We start from the raw sequence: 18,027 nt of genomic DNA, 5'->3' as shown, positions 1-18,027 counted from the left end.
ATCAGTACTGGTCGTACCAGGACTTCTCGGCCACGTTGCTGCTGCCGCCAGCGCTGGCAACCGCGTCGGCGACCGGGGCGTGGCGCTGCTCGACGTGCCGGTGCAGGTTCGTCGCCAGTGGCGCAGCGGACTCCAACACATCGGTCAATTCGCTGATCTGGTTGATCGTGTCGTTGTCGAGGCTGTTGACGGTCAGCTGCTCGCCAAGGTTTTGCACTTCCTCGTAAGCCTTGTTCAGCAGCAGTGCCAGCGTGGACAGCGACGCAATCGTGTCCTCGTACCCCTCGCCGGTCGAGGCGAGTGCAGTGCTGTTGACAGGCAGGAGTTCACCCATTGCTGTTCCTCCAATTTCCTTCGTGGGTTCCTCGTTCGCATCCATGCGTTCTGCATGGACGTAGATCCGTTCGCGTTCGTCTGTTTCTGGGTTGGTTGAATTGGCAAAAGGGTTCGCGGAGCTGGTCGAATCCTTTGCGTTGTTCGCGGACGATTTGAAGGTCTTGCCGGTGCCTTTGCAGTCGTGGCACCAGATGTGGCGGTGGACGCCGCCGAAGTCGGTCACGAGCTCGCCTCGTCCAGCGCAGGTGCCGCACAAGCCCTGTCGTTCGGCTTCCGTCGGACTCATGTCGCTGTTGGTGCAGGTGCCGTCGCACAGCCGGTACTCGTCCGAGTCGTGGGTGATGACGTCGGCCGAGTCGTGGACGTTGGCGCTGCCGCAAATCGGGCACCAGCGGTCATTTCGGAGTGCGTAGGTCTCGATTCCGCACGTACCGCATATCCACAACGGGGCCTCGTCGGCCTCCGGCTGCTGCCGGTTGTGCGGCTCTTCTGGGCGTTGGCGGCAGTCGGGGCACACGCGGCCGAATTCCGAGATGACGATCAGGTGCTCAATGTGAACGTTCGCGCCGCAGCCCTGGCACTTCTCGATGTCCATTGCTGCGCGGCGGGAACGCCATTGCCGCCAGGTCTCCCGGTAGCCCCAGCCATGGCGGGCGCCTTCTCGGCCAACCCGGTACCCACCGCGAGCGCCAGCGATCGCACCAGAGACCAGACCATGCAGACCTGCCGCCGCAGCGCTGCCAACGGCCGCGACAGTCCAACCGGCTGCATACGGCCACCACAGCGGATCCCTGGGCCCGGTAGACCGGGCGGAACGGACTCGCTCTGCCCGGCGTTCCCAGGTCTCCTCGGCGCGCTGGCGGGTTTGCTCCCATGCGGCGGCCGAGCGTCGCTTGGACTGTTCCCATGCCCGCGTTACCAGCGCCGCTATGACCATCGCGAGGATCAGGTCTGGGCCCATCTCAGCCTCCGATCAACTTGCCGAGGCTGTTGGCGCCGACGTCAGCGATGGCGTCGGTCAACCCGACCCCGGCACCGGCCAGCGGGCCGACCGCTGCCAGGAACAGCACCGGCAGCAGGATGAGTCCGAGCTTGGCCGCGGTGTCCGCCTTCTTGTCCGCGGCGATGTCGTAGATGACAACCACGGCCACGATCAGCGCGACACCGCCGACCAGGACGCTGCCCGGAGTCACGAGCGCGTTGGCGATGTCAGTGAAGCGCCCGGCCAGCCAGATACCGACTCCGGTGTTGGCGAGGCAGGAGCCGCCGACGAACGCCAGAGCGGCCTTGACCCACCACGGAATCTTGTTGCGCTTGCGCAGCACCCACAGCAGCACGAAGCAGATGATCATGATCACGAAGTACATGGGTTTCCTCCTGGGTTCAGTCAGATCGCCAGAACGACGATCACGACGGTGATTGCGGTGGCGATCGCGAGACGGGACGGTCGGCGTGCGATCCACAGCACCGCGTAGCCCAGCGCTGTAATCAGGAGCGACAGGTAGCCGAAGGCCATGCCGGGCAGGACCAGCCAGCGAAGGCCGCCAGCCCACTCCGCGCGTTCGACGCGCGCGTGGATGTCCCGCAACGACGGCGGCCGGGCACGCCACACCGACCCATCGATGGCCGCTCGACCACTCTCCTGCGCTTCCCGGATCCAGACCGACACCGCAGCCCTCCACTGAGGAGTTCCCTCGGCATCGTCACTGGGCGTGATTTCTCCTGCGGTTCCGGGGAAAGGAACGAGCTCGCCATGCCCCGTGTCCGGTGTGGACTCCGGGTAAACTCGCGCGCGCTCGCGCGGGCGTTCGCGCTCGGTCTCGCGCTCGGGCGCCCCATTGAAGGCTGTTTCGGTGGTGTCGGCGGACTGGTTCTGCTCGGCCCACGGGTCCGGGATTGGCATTACCGCGCACCTCCTTCCCCGTTGATGCGGTGGACTTCCGCGGTGAAGTGCTCGGTGTAGTGCTCGAAAAGGCGGTCACGTTCGGTGTTCGGCAGCTGGGCGATCGCGCCACGCAGACACATCAAGGCTGTGGACAACCGCTGCAGGTCCGGGCCAGCAGCGGTGAGCTTCTGCTCGTAGAGCGCCGTGCTGTTGTCGCTGGGTTCAACTCGGTCCAAGACGCGACGCGCATGCCCAACCACGTCCTCGCGCAGCTGCCGGGCAACGCGTGCCCGGCTCCGGGCGTGGGCTGCAGCGCTGCGCAGCGCGTACTCGGCTGCCTGGTACCGCTCGGCCGCAGTCGTGGCCTTGCGCGTGCGCTCGGCGTGGTGGGCCGCCCGGCGGCGAGCCGAGCGGACCCGCTTCGGCTCACGTCGCGCTGTGGTCGTCATCGCGGTACTCCTCTCTCGGTATCAGTGGGCGTGGACGGATTCGGCGGTATCGGCGGGTGGGATACCGACGGGTCGCAGCTCCGCCACGTGGGATCCGGTACTCGCGGCAGCCGTCGCCGACTGGGCGGTACCGAGGTTCGCGGCAGTACCGGGCGGCAAGGATTTGGCGGCGTCCAGCCCGTGCTGTGCGACCGCCGACAGGACTGCGTTGCGCAGCGGGCTGGCCGCGTTGCGCGACATCCGCAGCTCGGAGTGGAACTCGCCAAGCTTCGGGTCCCGGCCGTGTTCACGCTGGTAAGCGGCAACCACCTCGACTGCGCGCGACCACTGCCCGGAGTCCCACTGACCAGCCACGGCGGCCCGACGTTGGCTCGCCGAACGCTGTGTGCTTGGCGGCACGACCGCACGGCGTTGACGGGCCGGTGCATTGGCAACCGCGCGTGTACCGGACACCGCCTCGACGCGGGTACTGCTCGCCGGTACCGAGGCCACAGCGGTACTCGTTACCGGCTGCTGCCGGTACTCGTGCTCTGCCTTGGCCTTCGATACCGCCCGGCTGAACGCCAGCTGGTATCCCTGACTCGCCTCGGTGAGCACGATCAGCAGTACCGGGAAGATCGCGTGCAACCCGGCAGCGACCCAGTCGCCGCGCTCGGCGGACTGTCCACAGTTGAGCACCAGACTCATCGCCGCAGTCGCCCATCGCAGCGCGGTGCCCCACGGTGCCCGCTGGCCATAGCGGTGCAGGTGTCGATCACCGATGAGCGCAACGACCAACGCCGCATCGACAGCAAGACCGCCTGCCAGCCCCAATCCCCACGGCACACCGTGATCCGCGAGCAACTCGGCACCAGCGAAGGCGGAGAAGACCATCACCACGCTGGCCACCAGCCAGACGAACAGGTTGATCATCTCGCCTGCCTTCGCCAGGCGCTCTTCCTCGGCGTCCTGCGGCGGGCTCTTCGCGTGCGTCGACATCAGCAATCACCACCGCTCTGCGGCTTGCCGGAACGCGGCAGCGTCGACCGGAACCGCGGTGGAGTCGAATCGCCTGCCGGTGACGTCTTCCAAGGCACTCCAGTCGCCGCGTGGCAGGTGGTTCCACAACACCAGCGGATACCCCGACGGCAGCGCGGTTTCGACTCGTGCCTGGAGGACCTCCTTGGTGTCGAAGCGCCGGACGGCGATCGGAACAACGAGATGCTCTGCCCACGCCGCGAGTCCGGCCAGGTGGTCAAACGGTGCGAGTTGAAGCTCGACTGTCTCGGCATAGCTATCCGAGATTCGAACCATGACGATCTCGGGCAATTCGGCCAGGTTGCGCTTGACCAACCAGGCTCCGGTCTCGGTGGTGATCTCAGCGAGAGTCGGCATCACGCGACCTCCTCTGTGTCGTCGCGGAGAAAGCAGGCCGCGCACAACCGCAGGGGTGTGCGGACGTAGTGGTCGACGGGGCCGCACCGCGAGCAGCGCCGCCGCGCGGCTAGAGCACGTTCGATGGCGTCGTGCTGGCGCGGTGTCGCGGTGCGCTTCGGCGCGGCTCGCTCGATCAGGTACAGGGCTGCCTATTGCACACCGCAGCCCTTGCGCCACCACTTGACTTGCGCGACCGGATCTTGCCCGTTGGGCCGCAGCCCCATCGCGCGCAACTGCCGCACGGTGGCCAGTCCGGCCGGGGCATTCCGGAACGAAAAGGTCGGCAACCCGTCTTCGATTCGTCCGAACTCCCGCCGCCCATCCGACAGCTCGACCAAGGCGACTGCGGACATCAGGCCACCTCCTTGGCGTTCGTGTACCGGCGAAGCGGCCAATCGCGGTCGACGGCCACCGCTTCGATTTCCTCGGGCGTGGAGCCCTGCGCGGCTTTGCGCTCGCGCAGATATGCCTCGAACTGAGCAGCCCAGGTGGCGAACGACTGCCGCTGGAGTTCCCGGAGCTGGTACAGGTCGACGCGAGCGACTTCCGCGGGGTACCGATTGGCCAGGCACCATGCGAGTCGCGCTGCAGCCAGCGCGTCACCGTCGCTGGTGTGCGCGACGTCATCGGTGAGATTCAGGCCGTAGTGCCTGCAGACATCGGCGAGCTTGCGCGAACCCCTGCGGTAGCGGTCGACGGCGCGATCGATCACCAACGGGTCGACCACCGGCCCAACCGACTCGATTCCGTAACCGTGGTGGCGGCGCAGTTCGCGGTCGAGCAGAGTCAGGTCGTACGGCGCGTTGAACACCACGACCGGAATCCCATTACGCCAGGCCGACGAGAGCTCCTCGAAGACGGCCTTAGCCACGTCGCCCGCAGGCTTGCCGTGCTCGACCGCGTACTCCGTGGAGATGCCGTGCACAGCCGTAGCAGCCGCTGGAATCGGCACGCCCGTATCCGCCAGCCACCGCAAGCCGTCGACAGTGCGGCTTTGCACGTCGATCCAGACAACCGAAGCAGTCACAATCCGGTCGGTTTCCACGTCGACGCCGGTGGTTTCGAGGTCGAAGCCGACCATCGCGCGCTCGTGCCAGGTCATCACGCCACCCCCGACCGAGCCCGCCCGTTGGCCAACGCGGCCTTGTAGCGTCGATCTGCCTCGCGCGCGTCTTCACAGCGGCAGCCGCCGACATAGGCACTGCGGTCTCCGTGCCGCTTGGCGGTGCAGCCAGAGCGGTCGACGCTCGGATCCGCGACGTGAGCCGGGTTTTCCCGTCGCCAGATCCGCCCGAGCTCCTGGAAGTCGGGCTGGGCAACGCCGCCCCAACCGCCATAGCGCTCACCACGCAGAAGCGCACCAGCCAGGCACTCATCGGCAACCGGGCAGCCCTCGCACTTCTGCGCGATCTTCTCCCGGTGACGCAGCTTCTGCGCCTTGTCGCCGAACTCGTCCAGCGACGGGAAGAACAAATCGACCGGGATGCCCGCGCAGTTCCGCTCTGGCGTGTTGTCGACCAGGTCGAGCAGCTTCCAACCGTCAGCGTCCGCGAACCGCCTGGCTCGGTCCAACTGCTCTGCGAGGAATGCGGTAACACGGGTGCGCATCACGCAACCTCCTTCCGGTCGAGCCTGGAAAAGACGCTGGTGAGCGCGGCGTTCAACCGGCCGCAGATCGTCTGCACCGCAGCCTTGGCAACCTCAGTGGACGGCTCAGCGATCGACGAGTAGACCGGCGTCGGCAAGCCGTCGGCCGTGATCGGCACCCGGAGCCGCAACACCGTGGTGGCAACCGGTAGGTCGTTGTCCTCCGGCTCGCTCCACACCCCACTGCGGTTCCATCCACGCCACACGCCGCGAAGCGCGCGCGAAATCTCGTGTGGCACGCCAGCAGCCACAGCCACCGTGATAGCGAGCCGGTATTCGAGGTCCCACGACGCCGTCGCACTCAGCACACGCGGGTGAGCCATGACGTAGGCCGGACTCATCACCGGTGACTGCGCGATCCGCCACGCGGCAGCGGCGAAATCCACCGGGTTGTCCGTCAGCCGGTTGGTCTCGTAGTCGAGGAACTGCCCGGTGTTGGACCGCAAGTACGCGCCGTAGCGGGACTGAAAGTCGCTGGCGTGCTCATAGTCGTAGCGGTCGTCGGGCACGAAGATCTGCGAAGAGAACACACTCGTCTCCCAAGGTCTGGTCTCGGTTGAGGTGGAGGGATCGGGGCGGGTGCTTGGCGGCTTCGACCCCGGATCAGGTTCGGTCTGTGATCACGCGGTAGGTCGCGTTGCCCTCGACATGGCCTCCGCTTTGGCGCTCAGAACCAATTCGCCCTCGTCGGTGAGGACCGCCGGGACGCGAGCACCGGCACGCCCACGCCGACCGGGCTGGAGAAGGCCGAGGTGTGCCAGGTGGTGAGCGGTGGTCTGGTCGGAGAAGTTGACGCCGTCGACGAACAGGTCCGGCTCGCAGCTGCAGGTCATCTCGACCCGTCCCGCCGCCACCGCACGGAGCGTCGCGCGCTCCCGGTGGTTGAGCTCAAGCGCTGTGGGGGACACTGGTGGCACTCCTTCCGGTCTGGTGATCGGTTGGGGTGGAGGACTCGGGGCGGCGGGTGCTTGGCGGCTTCGGCCGCCCCGAGTTCCGGTCTCGTTTCTGCGGGTGGCAGTCGGGACAGCGCACCCAACGGCCGTCAGGCCGTTCGACTCTGCGGGTCTCCTCGTCGCACTTCTGGCACCAATCCGGCTTCGCGGAGTGCCTGCGAGTTGCCGAAGTAACGGGCGGCAGATCATCGAGCCGCGCCGACAGCACCGCGGCTGGCGACTTCACGCCCTCCGGGTTCGCAGCCAGATGTGCAGCCAGCCGACCCGTCGACCACCCGGACTGCAGCGCTTCGACCACCTTCGGCGCCAACCGATGCCGCTGCTTCGGCGTCAACTGCCAAGCAGGCCCAAGCGCATCGAGCACGGCCTCGATGTCCTCGAAGGACTCCCCCTCCTCCACATCGGATCCCCCGATTCGCAATCCGTTGTCCACATGGGAGGAGGGTTCAAGGATGGTTCTAGGAGGTTCGGGTGGCATAGCTGTGCCGGGGGTGGGGTGACGTAGCTGTGCCACCCCTGGGGTGGCACCCGTGCCACCGGTGACAATTTGCCGGGGGTGGCAGTTCGCCGGAGGTGTGGACAACTCCTCCCGCATCACGACGGCGTACCGATTCGCTTCCCGGCCGCCGCGCTCCTCGACGACAAGGTGGCCTTGAGCAGCGAGCTTCCGGACGATGCGCTGAACCGTGCGCTGGTCGAGACGCGTCTTGCGAGCAAGGGTGTTCACCGACGGGTACGCGTTCGTGCCGTCGTCGGAGGCGTTGTCGGCGATCGCCAGCAACATCAGCAACTCCGTCCCTTTGGCCGGGGAGTACTCCCAGACCCAGTTCATGACCTTCAGGCTCATGTGTTCCTCGGTCGTTCAAATCAGCGCGGTCGCAGCGCAGCGGAGAAAAGCCACAGCCAATTGGTCGCCGACATCAAGCAGCCCCTTTCGGGACGAACTCGGCGGCATCGACGGCGCGCTGCTGGTCGAACGCGGCCTCGATCATCGCGTCGACGGCCTTCGCCGGGATGATCAACCGTCCTCGGATCCGCACGGCCGGAAACTGACCGTCGGCGATCGCGCGATACAGCGTCATCTGCGAGGTCCGGAACATCCGCGCCGCCTCAGCAACGCTGTAGAACTTCGGCGGGTCGGGCGTCTGCCCCTCGCCTCGCCGTGCGTTCAACAGTGGCCTCATGCTCACCTCCATCAACTCTGTGCTCGATTGGCCTCAATATTGATGCCAATCGAGGTCGATGTCAAGCCACGCTGGTCAGGAGTTCTCGATTGATGCCGATATCGGCACTAGCCTGAGCGACAACGCTGCAGAGGAGGTGCCGTGGACAGGTGGGACGCCGTGGCGAAGGCGATCAGCGATCGACTCGCCGAGACACGCATGACCCAGATGGACGTCGCATCAAAGGCCGGTGTGTCGCTGACGACCCTCCGCGAACTGCAGCACAACATCAATGCACGTAAGCGCCAGCCACGGACCCTCGCTGCGATCTCCGAAGCTCTCGGATGGCCGTCCCCCTACCTCGAGCGCGTTCTTCACGGCGAGACGCTAGAACCGCACGCCGAAGAAGCGGAAGATCCAGTCCTACGCAAGCTGGACGCCGTCCTGGATGAACTGCAGGAACTCAGGGACCGGGTTGCTGCTCTCGAGAAGCAGCGAGCTGACGAAGCCGAGCGGCCCTGAGCGTTTGAACAGCCTCGATCAGTGCGTCTACGTCCTGCGTGGACACTGACTCATTACGCCCTTGCGGCGTCGACTCGTTGGTCTCTCCTGCCATGACTTGCTCCTCAGACCTCAGCATCAACTGCTGACATCTGAAGAATCACCCGTCGCTGCCGTCTCCGGCTAACAAGCGGCGGTTGTACAACTGGCGGTTGTAAATCAGAGCAAGTGCGTCCGCGCCTCAACTGCTAGCGCGAGCGTTGCGGCGCCAGCCGCCTGCAGCCGTTCGTGCTGAACGATCTTCATCACGAGTTGCTCGTCGAAGGGCTTCGCGTCGAGCACCCGACCTTCCTCGTTCGTTGCTGCGACGGTGCCGAAGAGTTCGTCGAACACCGGGGCCTCGATGACCACCGCGGTCAAGAGATCGGTCGCGTAGGTAAGTGGGTCGACACCCATCCCCAGGCAGAAGGCGCGCACCTCGCCGCTGGCGAGCGATTTGTTCATCCGCGCTGCGAACGGCCACCGGTCGTAATCGATCGGGGCCTCCTCGCTGCCGTGGTCCTCGGACTCGCCCGCAAGTTCCTCTGCGAGCTCGCGTCAGCTGCTCCTCGACCCCGGCACGCAAGCTCCGAGCGGCTGCCCCCTGGCGGCTGGCCGGACGGAGGCGTGATCACCGTGCTGTGCGGGGAGAAAGTTCATGTGGACAACTCCCCACTCGCCTGGTTGTGGGAGACCTGCCCCGGCTGCAACGTCGAAGCCCACGCGCTCGCGGGCGTGCCGATGGCAGGTGCGCGATGAGCGATCGCGCTCGGCTGGCGCGGCTGATGCGGATGTCGATCGTGATGCTCGCCTCCGCGGTCGACGACATCGAGCGCGACCGGTGGACACCCGCCGACTGCTTACCGCTAGCGGCCGGACTCGACGAGCTGTCCGCAGCGCTGCGCGCGACGGCCAACCCTGAGCTGGTGCGCGTTGATTCGAAGAGGGCGGACCGATGATCTGGGGTGTCGTTTTCGGAGTCGCCACCGTCGCGTTCGTCGTGTTACTTGCAGGCCGCTACTACCTGCCCCGGCCACGGCACACGGCAGGTGCAGGCGGGGCGAGCGTGGGGCGTCTGGTCGCGCGGGTCGAGACCGAAACCCGCGGCGGCGGCCGTCACCAGCTCCGCGGAATGGTCACGATCCGCGGTGACCTCGCCGACGACCTCGCCGAGGTGGAGACGCGGATTCTGCCGCTGCCAGCCGAGATTCAGACGGCCCACCCCGACGACCCTGGACGCCGTCGCCTGACGCTGCATCGCCTGCTCGCGGGCATGCGGCGCATGTAGGCCCGGCTCGGTGCCGGATGACGTCCCCCAGGACCGGCACCGAGCCACCTGCGCGGGGGGGGGGGGGGCCCCCCCCCCCCCCCCCCCCCCCCCCCCCCGGGGGGGGGGGGCGCCCCCCCCCCCCCCCCCCCACCGCCCAGACCCGGCGCTGGTGCCGTGCCCCCGAACCGACACCAACGCCGCGCCCGGTCGGTGACCTGCCCCGATGGTCACCGGCCGGGCATCCACGTCACGACCGGATGGACGGAGGTCTCCATGACTTACCAGCTCATCGCCAGTCCTTACCCCGATGGCCACCTGGTCGTCAGTCCTGGCCGGGAGGGAGGGATCAAGCTCGGCGTGAACAAGTACGCCGAGCTGCGGGACGCCGCGATCACCGCTGTAGTGCCTGACTGGCTGGCCGTTGCCGCCCGCGCCCAGTGGGGCATGGACGTGACCGAGAAGACGGCTGGGGACACGATCATGGTGCGACCGGACAGCCCGTACGGCTACGCCCGCGCCTCGTATGAGCTGAATCTCGGCTGCAATTACGACTGTGAGCACTGCTATCTCGGCGAGAAGCTGTTCGCAGGCATGCAATGGCCAGGCCGTGAACGGCTTCTGGACATCATGGCCGAGGCCGGGGTTCTCTGGCTTCAGCTCACCGGGGGTGAGCCGTTGATCGATCCCCTGTTCGCGGAAACGCTCGCCTACGCGACCCAGTTGGGGATGATGATTCAGATCTCCTCCAACGGGTCGCGCTTGCACCAACAGAAGACACTGGACCTCCTGGCCACCTACCGGCCGTACCGGTTGACGCTCAGCCTCTACGGGGCGACGGAAGAGTCTTACGACGGGATGACCCGGAGCCGGGGCGCGTTCAAGAGGTTCATGCGCGGGCTTGCCGCCGCCCATGAGGTCGGGCTCACGATGCGCATCAATATCGTTGTGAGCAGGCACAACGCGCACGAGCGCGATGAGATGACGGCGATCGCCGACCGCTTCGGTGTCCCGAGCTTCGAGTACACCAACATCACGCCGACGTTCAGTGGCGGCGGCGAGGTGCTGCCCAGCCAGGCCCGCGAAGTGCTGCGCAAGCACGACCCCTACACCGGGTGCAACGCAGGCATCACGCACTTCCACGCCGACCCCCACGGGATGGCCAGCATCTGCAAGATCGGACGCGAGGAACAGATCAACCTGCTCGACGAAGGTGTGGACGGTCTGCGGAAACTCGCTGTGATCGGCGATCGGCTCACCACCCGTCACGGCGGGTGCTCGGGCTGCGCTCTCCAGAAGACCTGCGGGACATGTATGCCGCTGGCCAATTTGTACCGGCAGGCAAAGGCCCCGCTGGAGCTCTACTGCCAGCACAGCAGTAGTGGCCCACTGTCTGCGAGCGCGAAAGGGGGTGAATCATGACCGCTGTTGCCCTCGAACTGCTCCCGGCTCCGCCGGAGGCTGACACGCTGGAGTCCGACGTGCTGGACCCCGATGCCGTGGAACTCGCCGCTGACACCGATGGCCTCATGACGATGTGCGCGTGCAGCTCGTCCAGCGACGCCCCCTACCAGTAATCGACCGTCGCGGGCGGCCCGGTAATCACGCCAGGCCGGGCCGTCCGCACTGTCCAGTAAGGACTACCGTTGGCAGAACGTATCCAGTGGGCCGATCTACCCGAATCTCTCATCGAGTCGATCAGTGCCCGCACAGGGCCGATCACCTCGGGCCACGCCGTGACCGACGGGCAGAACTCGCCACTGGCCGCCGTACTGGAGACCCGCGACGGCAAGGTATTCGTCAAGGGGCTGCCGTCTGATCACCGGATGGTCATCACCCAGGCTCGCGAGGCCGCCGCCGCGCCGCTCGTCAAAGGGATTTCCCCGGAACTGCTGTGGCAGTTCGACGAAGACGGGTGGAACGTTCTGGGATTCGAGCATATCGACGGCCGGTCAGCGGACTACCGGCCAGACTCGCCTGACATTGATTTGGTGATCGAGCTCATGGAAGCCCTGAGCGCCATCGAGATCCCGCCTGGTCCAGGCCCGTGGAAGCCGATAGAGACGCGGTTTCGCACCTACGTCGATGATCCCGCCGACGCCTTGGCCTTCGCAGGGCAATCGCTGACCCACACGGACTGGATGCCGGATAACATCCTGATCTCCCAAGGCCAGGCATGGCTGATCGACTGGGCATGGGCGACCCCGGCGCAATCCTGGACCGACCCGGCATTCTGGGTGCTACGACTCGTTGCCCGCGGGCACACCATTCAGCAAGCCGAGACCATCGCCGCACGACTTCCCGCCTATGCCGCTGCTGATCCTGAGCATGTTGCCGTGTTCGCCCGCGCGAACATGAGCATGTGGAACGAGATCGAGCGGGATCACCCGAGTCCCTGGGCAACGACCATGGCAGCGACCGCCCGCGCCTGGGCCAAGCACCATCGGGCATAGCCTTGCGAGTGGCCATGACGGCTCAGCTCGACATCGGGTGGCAATCCCGCGCACAGGCACTCGACGAACCGAGCCCTCAACTCCCCAGAAACCACGATCCTCGCAACTCCCTGAAATCCAGGGTGTTGCGAGGATCGCTAGAACCCGCCATCACGGCGTGCGGGGCGTTCAATGCTGGTCTTTGCGCGCGAGTGCGTCGTTGCGGGGTTCGACGGCGTCGGCTGGTAGCCACCCGTGCTGCCGTACGCCTTCGCTGCCGTCGCCGCGCCGGATGCGGTACTGGACTTCGGCGATCCATGCTCCGGTGGTGGTGCGCAGCCAGGCGGTGAGCTCGCCGGGGACAACGTCCTGCACGTCCCACCCTTGCCGGTTTGGGCGGATCTCCTCCGGTGCTGGGTAGAGGCGGGCGAGATCTACCCACACCGGCCGAGGCGGGTGGACCTTTCGATCGTCGCCGCGCTTCCACGGTGGTGGCTCCGGGTAGACGTTGTCGAACACGAGTTCTAGTATGGGGGTCGTGTGCTCCGACCGCACGCATTCGTCGGAAGCACGCCGAACGATCGCGATCGCACAGCGGAGTGTGCTCCGAGAGTGCCCCGCACCAAGGCCATCGCTGCCGTGCAGTCCGCGACCACGTCCCGGGCGCCGTCGCTTCCACGGGTGTGTTGTGGGCGTGCCCGAGGCGGGTCATCGTCGATGGCCATGGACTGACGGACCCCAAGGGGTTAGGTCCTTCCGCCTCGGGCAAGCCTTGTGCCGGTCTCCCGGCACGCCCGATGGTGGACAGTTCACCGAGAGCGCAGCAGAACAGAAGGTCCCGCTCGCCCGCGCTGACAAACGAAGGCGCCCCCGAGGTTCACTAACCCTGGGGGCGCCTGGTCGAGACGATCACCGCGGCATTGCGATGGGATTCACGGTGTGCTGGGTTCGCAAGCGAAGGTGAGCCCGGTGTAGCAGTGCGCGTGCTTCCAGGGCGATCGCGCGGCGCAGCACGTCGGCCGTGCTGGCCCGGCGAGAGATGCGCACGCCGCCGGTGGGCTGCGCTGCGGCGTCTTGCGGCTGGTCGTCTCGGAACACAGAACCCCCCGTTTCTCGGTGTCGGGTGGGCGACCCCCCGTCGGTCGCCCACCCTTCCCTGATTTCTGGCGAGGCCCCGACGCCTCACCAGGCCCACGCACCCATGTTCTTGCAGGTCAGACGGGCACGCTCACCGTTCACCGTCCGCGCTCCTCGCCCGAATAACAAGCCCTCAGCTCGGCCCTTGTGGGCAAGCTCTCGCACCCAACCGGTGAAACCGAACAGACGGGGCGATTACATCCAGCACGCGGGCGGCTACCCGACGGCCGAGCCCGAATCCGTGGCATAAGTGGGCGGCCGGGCAGAACCAGCAGGATCCGGGCCAACCAAGCGGGCATGCGCGGTTCCAGCCAGCGCAGCCCGGCATACACCGCAGCCAAGACGGCGGCCATGACGAACTCCTCACCACCGGCGAGCAGGTCGCCGACCGACGTCGGTAGTCCGAGGGAGCTCAGCCAGGTGATCAGCCTGAAGCGAGTTGCTAGACGAATGACGAGCCAGTCGTACGCGCGCCGGCTCCCTGGGTGGCACCCTCGATGCGTTCGATGGCCTCGGCCACAGTGAGCACCTCCGCGAACCCGAAGGCCATCACGGCACACGCGGTGCGTTGCAGGTCCTCGGCACTCGCTGGACCGAGACCACCGTCGGGCAGATCGAAGTTGGCCGTGCCGTCGCTGAGAAAGATGACCTGGAACTCCCGCGCAGCAGCCTCACGCGCGGTCGTGTCGACGCACATGTTCGTGTTGATCCCACCGAGGATGATCGTGTTGGCGCCTCGCGACCTGAGAATCGTCTCCAGGTCCGTGCCGACGAAGCCGCCGAAGTGCGGCTTGTCGATGACGATGTCGTTCTCGCTGATCTCCATGACTTCGTGCAGGGCCGCCGAGGGGGAGTCCGCGTCGATGATCCCGTCCGACACCAGGGGCACCATCCGCGCCAGCAGCCCGGCGTTGCTCCCGTCCGGTCGCACGACGTGGCGCGTCCAGATCACCGGCATGGCTGCGGACCGGCACACTCGCACCAGCGCGTTGAGCCGTCGAGCAACGGGCTGCGCGTCGGGCGCCGCGATGGGAGAGTCGCCGACGAAGCAGCGTTGCATGTCGACTACGAGGAGCACCGCCTGCCGCGGCTCGATCACGAAGTGGACCATCTGTTACCTCACGCGTGGGCACTGGTTCCGCCCTTGTTGACTCGGCGGTCAGTCGACGTAGCCATTCAACCGAATCTAGCCCGAGCGCGGAGGCCACGCTCGTCGAACAGTTCTCGCAGCCGGTGGCGGCCGTGCCCGGCAGCACGCAATGCAGCCCGGCGTAAGGAAGTGCCCGGAACAGCCACGAGCGCCCCGCGCCGCGGACCTCTTCGAAGGGTCGCGGTGCGGGGCGCTTCGTGTTGGTGACGATCAGCTGCGATGCGGTGCGTCGGCTGTCGGCTCGTAGGTGGGTGGGGTGTTGGAGCCCAGCAGGATGCGGGTCAGCCACGCGGGCATGCGTGGTTCAAGCCAGCGCAGCCCGGCGTAGACCGCGGCGAGCACGGCGGCCATGACGAACTCCTCGCCACCGGCGAGCAAGTCGCCGATCGACGCGGGCAGGCCGAGGGACAGCAGCCAGGTGATCAGCGCGGCCCACAGGCCGGGCACGACCGTGCGCAACCACGCGGTGAGCTTGTCGGACATCGGGATCACTTCCACTTGGCGTCGATCTCGACGGACAGGGACAGGTCGCAGTCGGAGCGGTAGACCACGCAGACCTGAGTCGCCGCGCCCGGCACCGGGAACGACTGCCGGTCGTTCGCGACCAGCGTGTAGGGCCCTTGAAGCCCGTATTTGCGGCCGGGTTTGCCGTCGGCCTGCCAGTCCTCGCAGGCGTAGATCTCGCGCACCTCGACGTTCTCGCCAGCAACGAGGGACACGAACAGTTCGCCGTCGTTTCCGGTGACCCGGCCCATCTTCGGGGGGATGGCTGCGGCAAACCTGCGCACTCGCTCTGGCGAGCGGGGGATGGTGTAGCCGTAGGCGGAGTCACCGCCGGAGTATCGGCGGACGAGTTCGAAAAGCTCGTTGACGGTGGCCATGTCGAGGTCCTGTTCTCCGCTGGCGACAGCGGCTCGGAAAAGGTTCATGTCGACGCGCCCCGGATCGATCTTGCCGGTGACGCTGGTTTCCTTGTGGCCGCGCGCCGCGTCCGCTGGACGGCCGAGGTGGTCGAGCACGGCGCGGGTGGCGCGCACTGCGGCGTCGTACTGCTCCGGCGACGGGCCTTGATCCACGCCCTGGTAGTCCCATTCGAACCCGACGTAGAGCGTGTTCCCGTCGCCTGCCGGGTTCGGCCCGGACGCCTTGGCTTTTCCGGCGTGATTCGCGCGTCCGGCGGCGATCAGGTGGATCACGCCGTCGTAGCCGATGACGCCGTGGCACAGCGGCCCATCAAGGTCGGGGCGGCCATCGATGCACAGCTGCACCGTCGGCGCCGGTCGCTGGTAGCTCGTGGGGGTGGCGGTGTGGTGTTCCAGCACGCCGACGGGCCTTGGCTGGGGGCCGCTGGCGGTGCGCTCGCGCCAGCCGTAGGTTTCCACGACGTGCAGGCCCGTGCCGCGTAGCACGTCGGCGAGCCATATGAGAGGCAGAGCCATAGTCAACTCCCCATGAAATTCAGCACGAGTGATCCGACGAAGCTGAGGACCGATGCCAGCAGGGCGATCCAGACGGTCCACCGCTTCGACCGGTCGGAATCCCGTTCCGACTTGATTTCGGCGATGTCCTTTTCGGACTCGCCAATCCGGTGCTCCAGCACGGCGATGCGCGGGCCGAGGTCGTTCATGTGGCCGCGGAGGGTGGCGGCCAGCTCGGAGATGTCCGCGCGCACGGCGGCCAGCTCGTCATGCATGGTTGCTCGCAAGGTCGACAGTTCCTCGCGGACGTAGTGCAGCGCGACGTCCGCTGGTGTTTCAGGCGTCATCACGTGTCCGGGGTTAGAGGGTTTGGTGGAGGTAGCAGCCGAGCAGCTGCACGGCGACCGCGCCGGTGCCGCTTGCGGTGGCGGTGATGCGCACCGAGCACCAGTCGAGCCCGATATACGGGGCGACGTCGAACGGGCCGAACGTGGCCGTCGAGAACTCCGGTGTCCAGCTGCCAACTTGGTTGCCGTTGATAAGCAGTCTGTAGGTGGTGGTGTTGTCGCCGCTTGCCTCACCCCACTGGCCGTCGACGGTGATGTAGGGGTGCGAGATCGACGCCCGGCCTTCCCAGATGGTGGCGCCGGTGAGCTCGCTGACGGGCAGCGACATGTAGGCCACGACGTCGCCGCCCTGGATGGTGAACAACGGATACATCGGCACCGACAACCACGGCCGCGCAAGGCCAACGCCAGATGCGGCGTCGTCGGAGGCAACGATGCGACCAGTGGAATCAGAGAGCGCCCAGAAGTCCCGGCCGCCAGCGGCCTGCCCGGTGAACATGATCTGAGATCCGTCTTCGCGGCGGATGCGCATGACCTGGTGTCCGTCGGTGTCCGGCCCGAAGTACAAGATCTCGGTGTCGTTGTCGTCGACCATCCGCAGGAACGCGTCCTGCAGCAGGGTCAGCCCGCCACGGGAGATGGTCGCCGAGGCCAGGCCCACCGCTTTCCAGAGCCGTTGCAGCTGCTGCTCGGCGCGCTTGATGCGATCCAAGAGGTTGGACGGCTGGTTGACCTGCATGCCCGGTCCTCCCCTAGGCGACGCCGTCGAGCAGCGGCGCGAGCGTCAACGTGACCCGTTCGGCGTCGGCCGAGGGCGCGAAGTCCATGTCGATGACCCGCACGGGTCCTTCGAATCCGTTGCGGTGGAACCGATCTGGTGCGATGACCAGCCAGCCGTCGTCGCCGCGGTTGACCTCGGCGGCGGTGGGTGGGATGTCGCCGCGCACCTCGATGGTGGGCAGCACCACCGGCATCCGGGCGGCCTGCTGGTCGGCTTCGGCGTGACCGGCCAAGGTGGCTTCGGTTTCGGCGCCGGAGTAGTTGGTTTCCAGCTCCAGCAGCGGGAATCCTTGGTCGTAGCGTTCGGGCTGCTCTGCCACGGCGATCGGGGTGCCGAGGTCGACGCCTTCGCCGGTGGCGTAGGCGCGGGTGGCCATGCGGGTGCCGTCGGTGGGCCAGGTGTAGCGGATGGCGTTGCCGCCGATCTCCCACACGTGGCTTGAGCCTTGTTGGCCGAGCCAGGGGGTTCCGATGCGCAGGATCCGCCGCGGCGCCCCGATGCCGCTGGGGGCGGGGATGACGTCGAAGACCATGTCGGGACCGCCCTCGACGTTGGTCAGGTTCCGCAGTGCCTCACCGACGTCGGTGAGGTCGTAGCCCTGGTAGGTGCGATCCCGCACGAAGTTCGAGACCGAGTCGTCGAACTCGATACCGATATCCCCACCCGCGTGCTGCTGGGCCAGCACCACCAGGCGACGGGCGATCTCGTTTTGATCCACGTTGTCGTACGCGGTCGATAGTCCGGCCACTGTGGTGAGGTCCGGGTTCACCGGCAGTACCGGCAGGACTTTGCGGTGGTCGAAGTACGACCACCACTCGCCCGCACCGATCTCCACGGTGTCCTCGGCCGAGTTGTAGGCGCGGGACCAGATCAGCCCGCCCCACATCGGCCGCGCATCCCGGAACGCGTAGATCACCCGCCGGGTAGGCATCGTCAAGTCGTACGGGTCAAGGTAGGTCGAGCGCTCGTCGAGCTTCCACGTGCCGCTGAACCGTCCGCTGCTGTTCAGGGGCTTGTTGAACCGCACCCCGGATAGCGGGACCTCTTCCAGCAGGGTGTTGGTGCGCAGGTCAGCGATGGCGTAGGTGTAGACCGGCAGCGCCACG

The 18,027-nt window shown here is 66.8% G+C and carries 28 protein-coding genes; 7 read left to right on the top strand and 21 right to left on the bottom strand.

Annotated features, from left to right (window positions below):
* Nucleotide 1: 1 nt before the first annotated feature.
* The 13 genes from MOQ72_RS29330 to MOQ72_RS29270 all read right to left on the bottom strand — a co-directional run bounded on the left by MOQ72_RS29330 (nucleotide 2) and on the right by MOQ72_RS29270 (nucleotide 7,870).
* On the bottom strand, nucleotides 2-1,297 hold the full coding sequence (locus MOQ72_RS29330) for a DnaJ-like cysteine-rich domain-containing protein (protein WP_242188971.1): 1,296 nt from the start codon (nucleotides 1,295-1,297) through the stop codon (nucleotides 2-4).
* 1 nt (nucleotide 1,298) lies between these two features.
* Nucleotides 1,299-1,703, bottom strand: coding sequence for a hypothetical protein (locus MOQ72_RS29325; RefSeq protein ID WP_242188970.1), 405 nt, complete (start codon nucleotides 1,701-1,703; stop codon nucleotides 1,299-1,301).
* Nucleotides 1,704-1,723: 20 nt separating this feature from the next.
* Nucleotides 1,724-2,239 (bottom strand): hypothetical protein, encoded by a 516-nt coding sequence (locus MOQ72_RS29320; protein ID WP_242188969.1) that lies wholly within the window; start codon nucleotides 2,237-2,239, stop codon nucleotides 1,724-1,726.
* Nucleotides 2,239-2,670: a hypothetical protein gene (locus MOQ72_RS29315; RefSeq protein WP_242188968.1), complete on the bottom strand. Its 432-nt coding sequence runs from the start codon at nucleotides 2,668-2,670 to the stop codon at nucleotides 2,239-2,241. Before MOQ72_RS29315 ends, MOQ72_RS29320 begins: the two co-directional genes overlap by 1 nt.
* Nucleotides 2,671-2,691: 21 nt before the next feature.
* Nucleotides 2,692-3,648, bottom strand: coding sequence for a hypothetical protein (locus tag MOQ72_RS29310; protein WP_242188967.1), 957 nt, complete (start codon nucleotides 3,646-3,648; stop codon nucleotides 2,692-2,694).
* 6 nt (nucleotides 3,649-3,654) lie between these two features.
* Nucleotides 3,655-4,044, bottom strand: coding sequence for a hypothetical protein (locus tag MOQ72_RS29305; RefSeq protein ID WP_242188966.1), 390 nt, complete (start codon nucleotides 4,042-4,044; stop codon nucleotides 3,655-3,657).
* A 191-nt stretch (nucleotides 4,045-4,235) separates the two neighbouring features.
* The gene (locus tag MOQ72_RS29300) at nucleotides 4,236-4,439 is read right to left on the bottom strand and encodes a hypothetical protein (RefSeq protein WP_242188965.1); all 204 of its coding nucleotides are present in this window, start codon (nucleotides 4,437-4,439) and stop codon (nucleotides 4,236-4,238) included.
* Nucleotides 4,439-5,188: an exonuclease domain-containing protein gene (locus tag MOQ72_RS29295; protein ID WP_242188964.1), complete on the bottom strand. Its 750-nt coding sequence runs from the start codon at nucleotides 5,186-5,188 to the stop codon at nucleotides 4,439-4,441. Before MOQ72_RS29295 ends, MOQ72_RS29300 begins: the two co-directional genes overlap by 1 nt.
* On the bottom strand, nucleotides 5,188-5,694 hold the full coding sequence (locus tag MOQ72_RS29290) for a WhiB family transcriptional regulator (protein WP_242188963.1): 507 nt from the start codon (nucleotides 5,692-5,694) through the stop codon (nucleotides 5,188-5,190). Before MOQ72_RS29290 ends, MOQ72_RS29295 begins: the two co-directional genes overlap by 1 nt.
* Nucleotides 5,694-6,263, bottom strand: coding sequence for a hypothetical protein (locus MOQ72_RS29285; protein ID WP_242188962.1), 570 nt, complete (start codon nucleotides 6,261-6,263; stop codon nucleotides 5,694-5,696). The genes MOQ72_RS29290 and MOQ72_RS29285 overlap by 1 nt, the downstream gene beginning before the upstream one ends.
* Nucleotides 6,264-6,353: 90 nt before the next feature.
* Nucleotides 6,354-6,641 carry a hypothetical protein gene (locus MOQ72_RS29280; protein WP_242188961.1) on the bottom strand — a complete coding sequence of 96 codons (288 nt, stop codon included), beginning with the start codon at nucleotides 6,639-6,641 and terminating at the stop codon, nucleotides 6,354-6,356.
* Entirely contained in the window at nucleotides 6,622-7,533 is a 912-nt protein-coding gene (locus MOQ72_RS29275; RefSeq protein WP_242188960.1) for a helix-turn-helix domain-containing protein, read from the bottom strand. The genes MOQ72_RS29280 and MOQ72_RS29275 overlap by 20 nt, the downstream gene beginning before the upstream one ends.
* Before the next feature lie 73 nt (nucleotides 7,534-7,606).
* A complete protein-coding gene (locus tag MOQ72_RS29270; protein ID WP_242188959.1) occupies nucleotides 7,607-7,870 on the bottom strand; it encodes a helix-turn-helix domain-containing protein in 264 nt (87 codons plus the stop codon).
* Between the two features lie 159 nt (nucleotides 7,871-8,029).
* Here MOQ72_RS29270 and MOQ72_RS29265 point away from each other — a divergent pair, with 159 nt between their 5' ends.
* A complete protein-coding gene (locus MOQ72_RS29265) occupies nucleotides 8,030-8,371 on the top strand; it encodes an XRE family transcriptional regulator (RefSeq protein WP_242188958.1) in 342 nt (113 codons plus the stop codon).
* Nucleotides 8,372-8,569: 198 nt separating this feature from the next.
* On the opposite strand, the gene MOQ72_RS29260 is transcribed toward MOQ72_RS29265, so the two are convergent.
* Complete coding sequence (locus MOQ72_RS29260; RefSeq protein WP_242188957.1) at nucleotides 8,570-8,854, bottom strand: hypothetical protein; 285 nt, start codon at nucleotides 8,852-8,854, stop codon at nucleotides 8,570-8,572.
* Nucleotides 8,855-8,905: 51 nt separating this feature from the next.
* Between MOQ72_RS29260 and MOQ72_RS29255 the strand changes: the two genes are divergently transcribed.
* The 6 genes from MOQ72_RS29255 to MOQ72_RS29230 all read left to right on the top strand — a co-directional run bounded on the left by MOQ72_RS29255 (nucleotide 8,906) and on the right by MOQ72_RS29230 (nucleotide 12,109).
* Nucleotides 8,906-9,148 (top strand): hypothetical protein, encoded by a 243-nt coding sequence (locus MOQ72_RS29255; RefSeq protein ID WP_242188956.1) that lies wholly within the window; start codon nucleotides 8,906-8,908, stop codon nucleotides 9,146-9,148.
* On the top strand, nucleotides 9,145-9,348 hold the full coding sequence (locus tag MOQ72_RS29250) for a hypothetical protein (RefSeq protein WP_242188955.1): 204 nt from the start codon (nucleotides 9,145-9,147) through the stop codon (nucleotides 9,346-9,348). The genes MOQ72_RS29255 and MOQ72_RS29250 overlap by 4 nt, the downstream gene beginning before the upstream one ends.
* Nucleotides 9,345-9,677, top strand: a complete 333-nt coding sequence (locus MOQ72_RS29245) for a hypothetical protein (protein ID WP_242188954.1) — start codon at nucleotides 9,345-9,347, stop codon at nucleotides 9,675-9,677. The genes MOQ72_RS29250 and MOQ72_RS29245 overlap by 4 nt, the downstream gene beginning before the upstream one ends.
* 255 nt (nucleotides 9,678-9,932) lie before the next feature.
* Nucleotides 9,933-11,078 carry a radical SAM protein gene (locus tag MOQ72_RS29240; protein WP_242188953.1) on the top strand — a complete coding sequence of 382 codons (1,146 nt, stop codon included), beginning with the start codon at nucleotides 9,933-9,935 and terminating at the stop codon, nucleotides 11,076-11,078.
* A complete protein-coding gene (locus MOQ72_RS29235; protein WP_242188952.1) occupies nucleotides 11,075-11,233 on the top strand; it encodes a hypothetical protein in 159 nt (52 codons plus the stop codon). The genes MOQ72_RS29240 and MOQ72_RS29235 overlap by 4 nt, the downstream gene beginning before the upstream one ends.
* A 69-nt stretch (nucleotides 11,234-11,302) precedes the next feature.
* Nucleotides 11,303-12,109, top strand: coding sequence for a protein kinase family protein (locus tag MOQ72_RS29230; RefSeq protein WP_242188951.1), 807 nt, complete (start codon nucleotides 11,303-11,305; stop codon nucleotides 12,107-12,109).
* Between the two features lie 168 nt (nucleotides 12,110-12,277).
* On the opposite strand, the gene MOQ72_RS29225 is transcribed toward MOQ72_RS29230, so the two are convergent.
* The 7 genes from MOQ72_RS29225 to MOQ72_RS29195 all read right to left on the bottom strand — a co-directional run bounded on the left by MOQ72_RS29225 (nucleotide 12,278) and on the right by MOQ72_RS29195 (nucleotide 18,026).
* Nucleotides 12,278-12,607 (bottom strand): hypothetical protein, encoded by a 330-nt coding sequence (locus MOQ72_RS29225; RefSeq protein ID WP_242188950.1) that lies wholly within the window; start codon nucleotides 12,605-12,607, stop codon nucleotides 12,278-12,280.
* A gap of 1,060 nt (nucleotides 12,608-13,667) precedes the next feature.
* Complete coding sequence (locus tag MOQ72_RS29220; protein ID WP_242188949.1) at nucleotides 13,668-14,336, bottom strand: cysteine hydrolase family protein; 669 nt, start codon at nucleotides 14,334-14,336, stop codon at nucleotides 13,668-13,670.
* Nucleotides 14,337-14,585: 249 nt separating this feature from the next.
* Entirely contained in the window at nucleotides 14,586-14,858 is a 273-nt protein-coding gene (locus MOQ72_RS29215) for a hypothetical protein (protein ID WP_242188948.1), read from the bottom strand.
* Nucleotides 14,859-14,863: 5 nt separating this feature from the next.
* Nucleotides 14,864-15,814, bottom strand: a complete 951-nt coding sequence (locus MOQ72_RS29210; protein ID WP_242188947.1) for a peptidoglycan recognition protein family protein — start codon at nucleotides 15,812-15,814, stop codon at nucleotides 14,864-14,866.
* Nucleotides 15,815-15,816: 2 nt separating this feature from the next.
* Entirely contained in the window at nucleotides 15,817-16,140 is a 324-nt protein-coding gene (locus tag MOQ72_RS29205) for a hypothetical protein (protein ID WP_242188946.1), read from the bottom strand.
* Nucleotides 16,141-16,153: 13 nt separating this feature from the next.
* Nucleotides 16,154-16,879, bottom strand: coding sequence for an early set domain-containing protein (locus MOQ72_RS29200; protein WP_242188945.1), 726 nt, complete (start codon nucleotides 16,877-16,879; stop codon nucleotides 16,154-16,156).
* Nucleotides 16,880-16,892: 13 nt separating this feature from the next.
* Entirely contained in the window at nucleotides 16,893-18,026 is a 1,134-nt protein-coding gene (locus MOQ72_RS29195; protein WP_242188944.1) for a hypothetical protein, read from the bottom strand.
* Between the last annotated feature and the right edge of the window lies 1 nt (nucleotide 18,027).

This window comes from Saccharopolyspora soli, from assembly GCF_022678645.1.
Taxonomy (GTDB): Bacteria; Actinomycetota; Actinomycetes; order Mycobacteriales; family Pseudonocardiaceae; genus Saccharopolyspora; species Saccharopolyspora soli.
The sequence above is the reverse complement of the archived record's forward strand: the minus strand, read 5'-3'. Positions and strand labels throughout refer to the sequence as shown.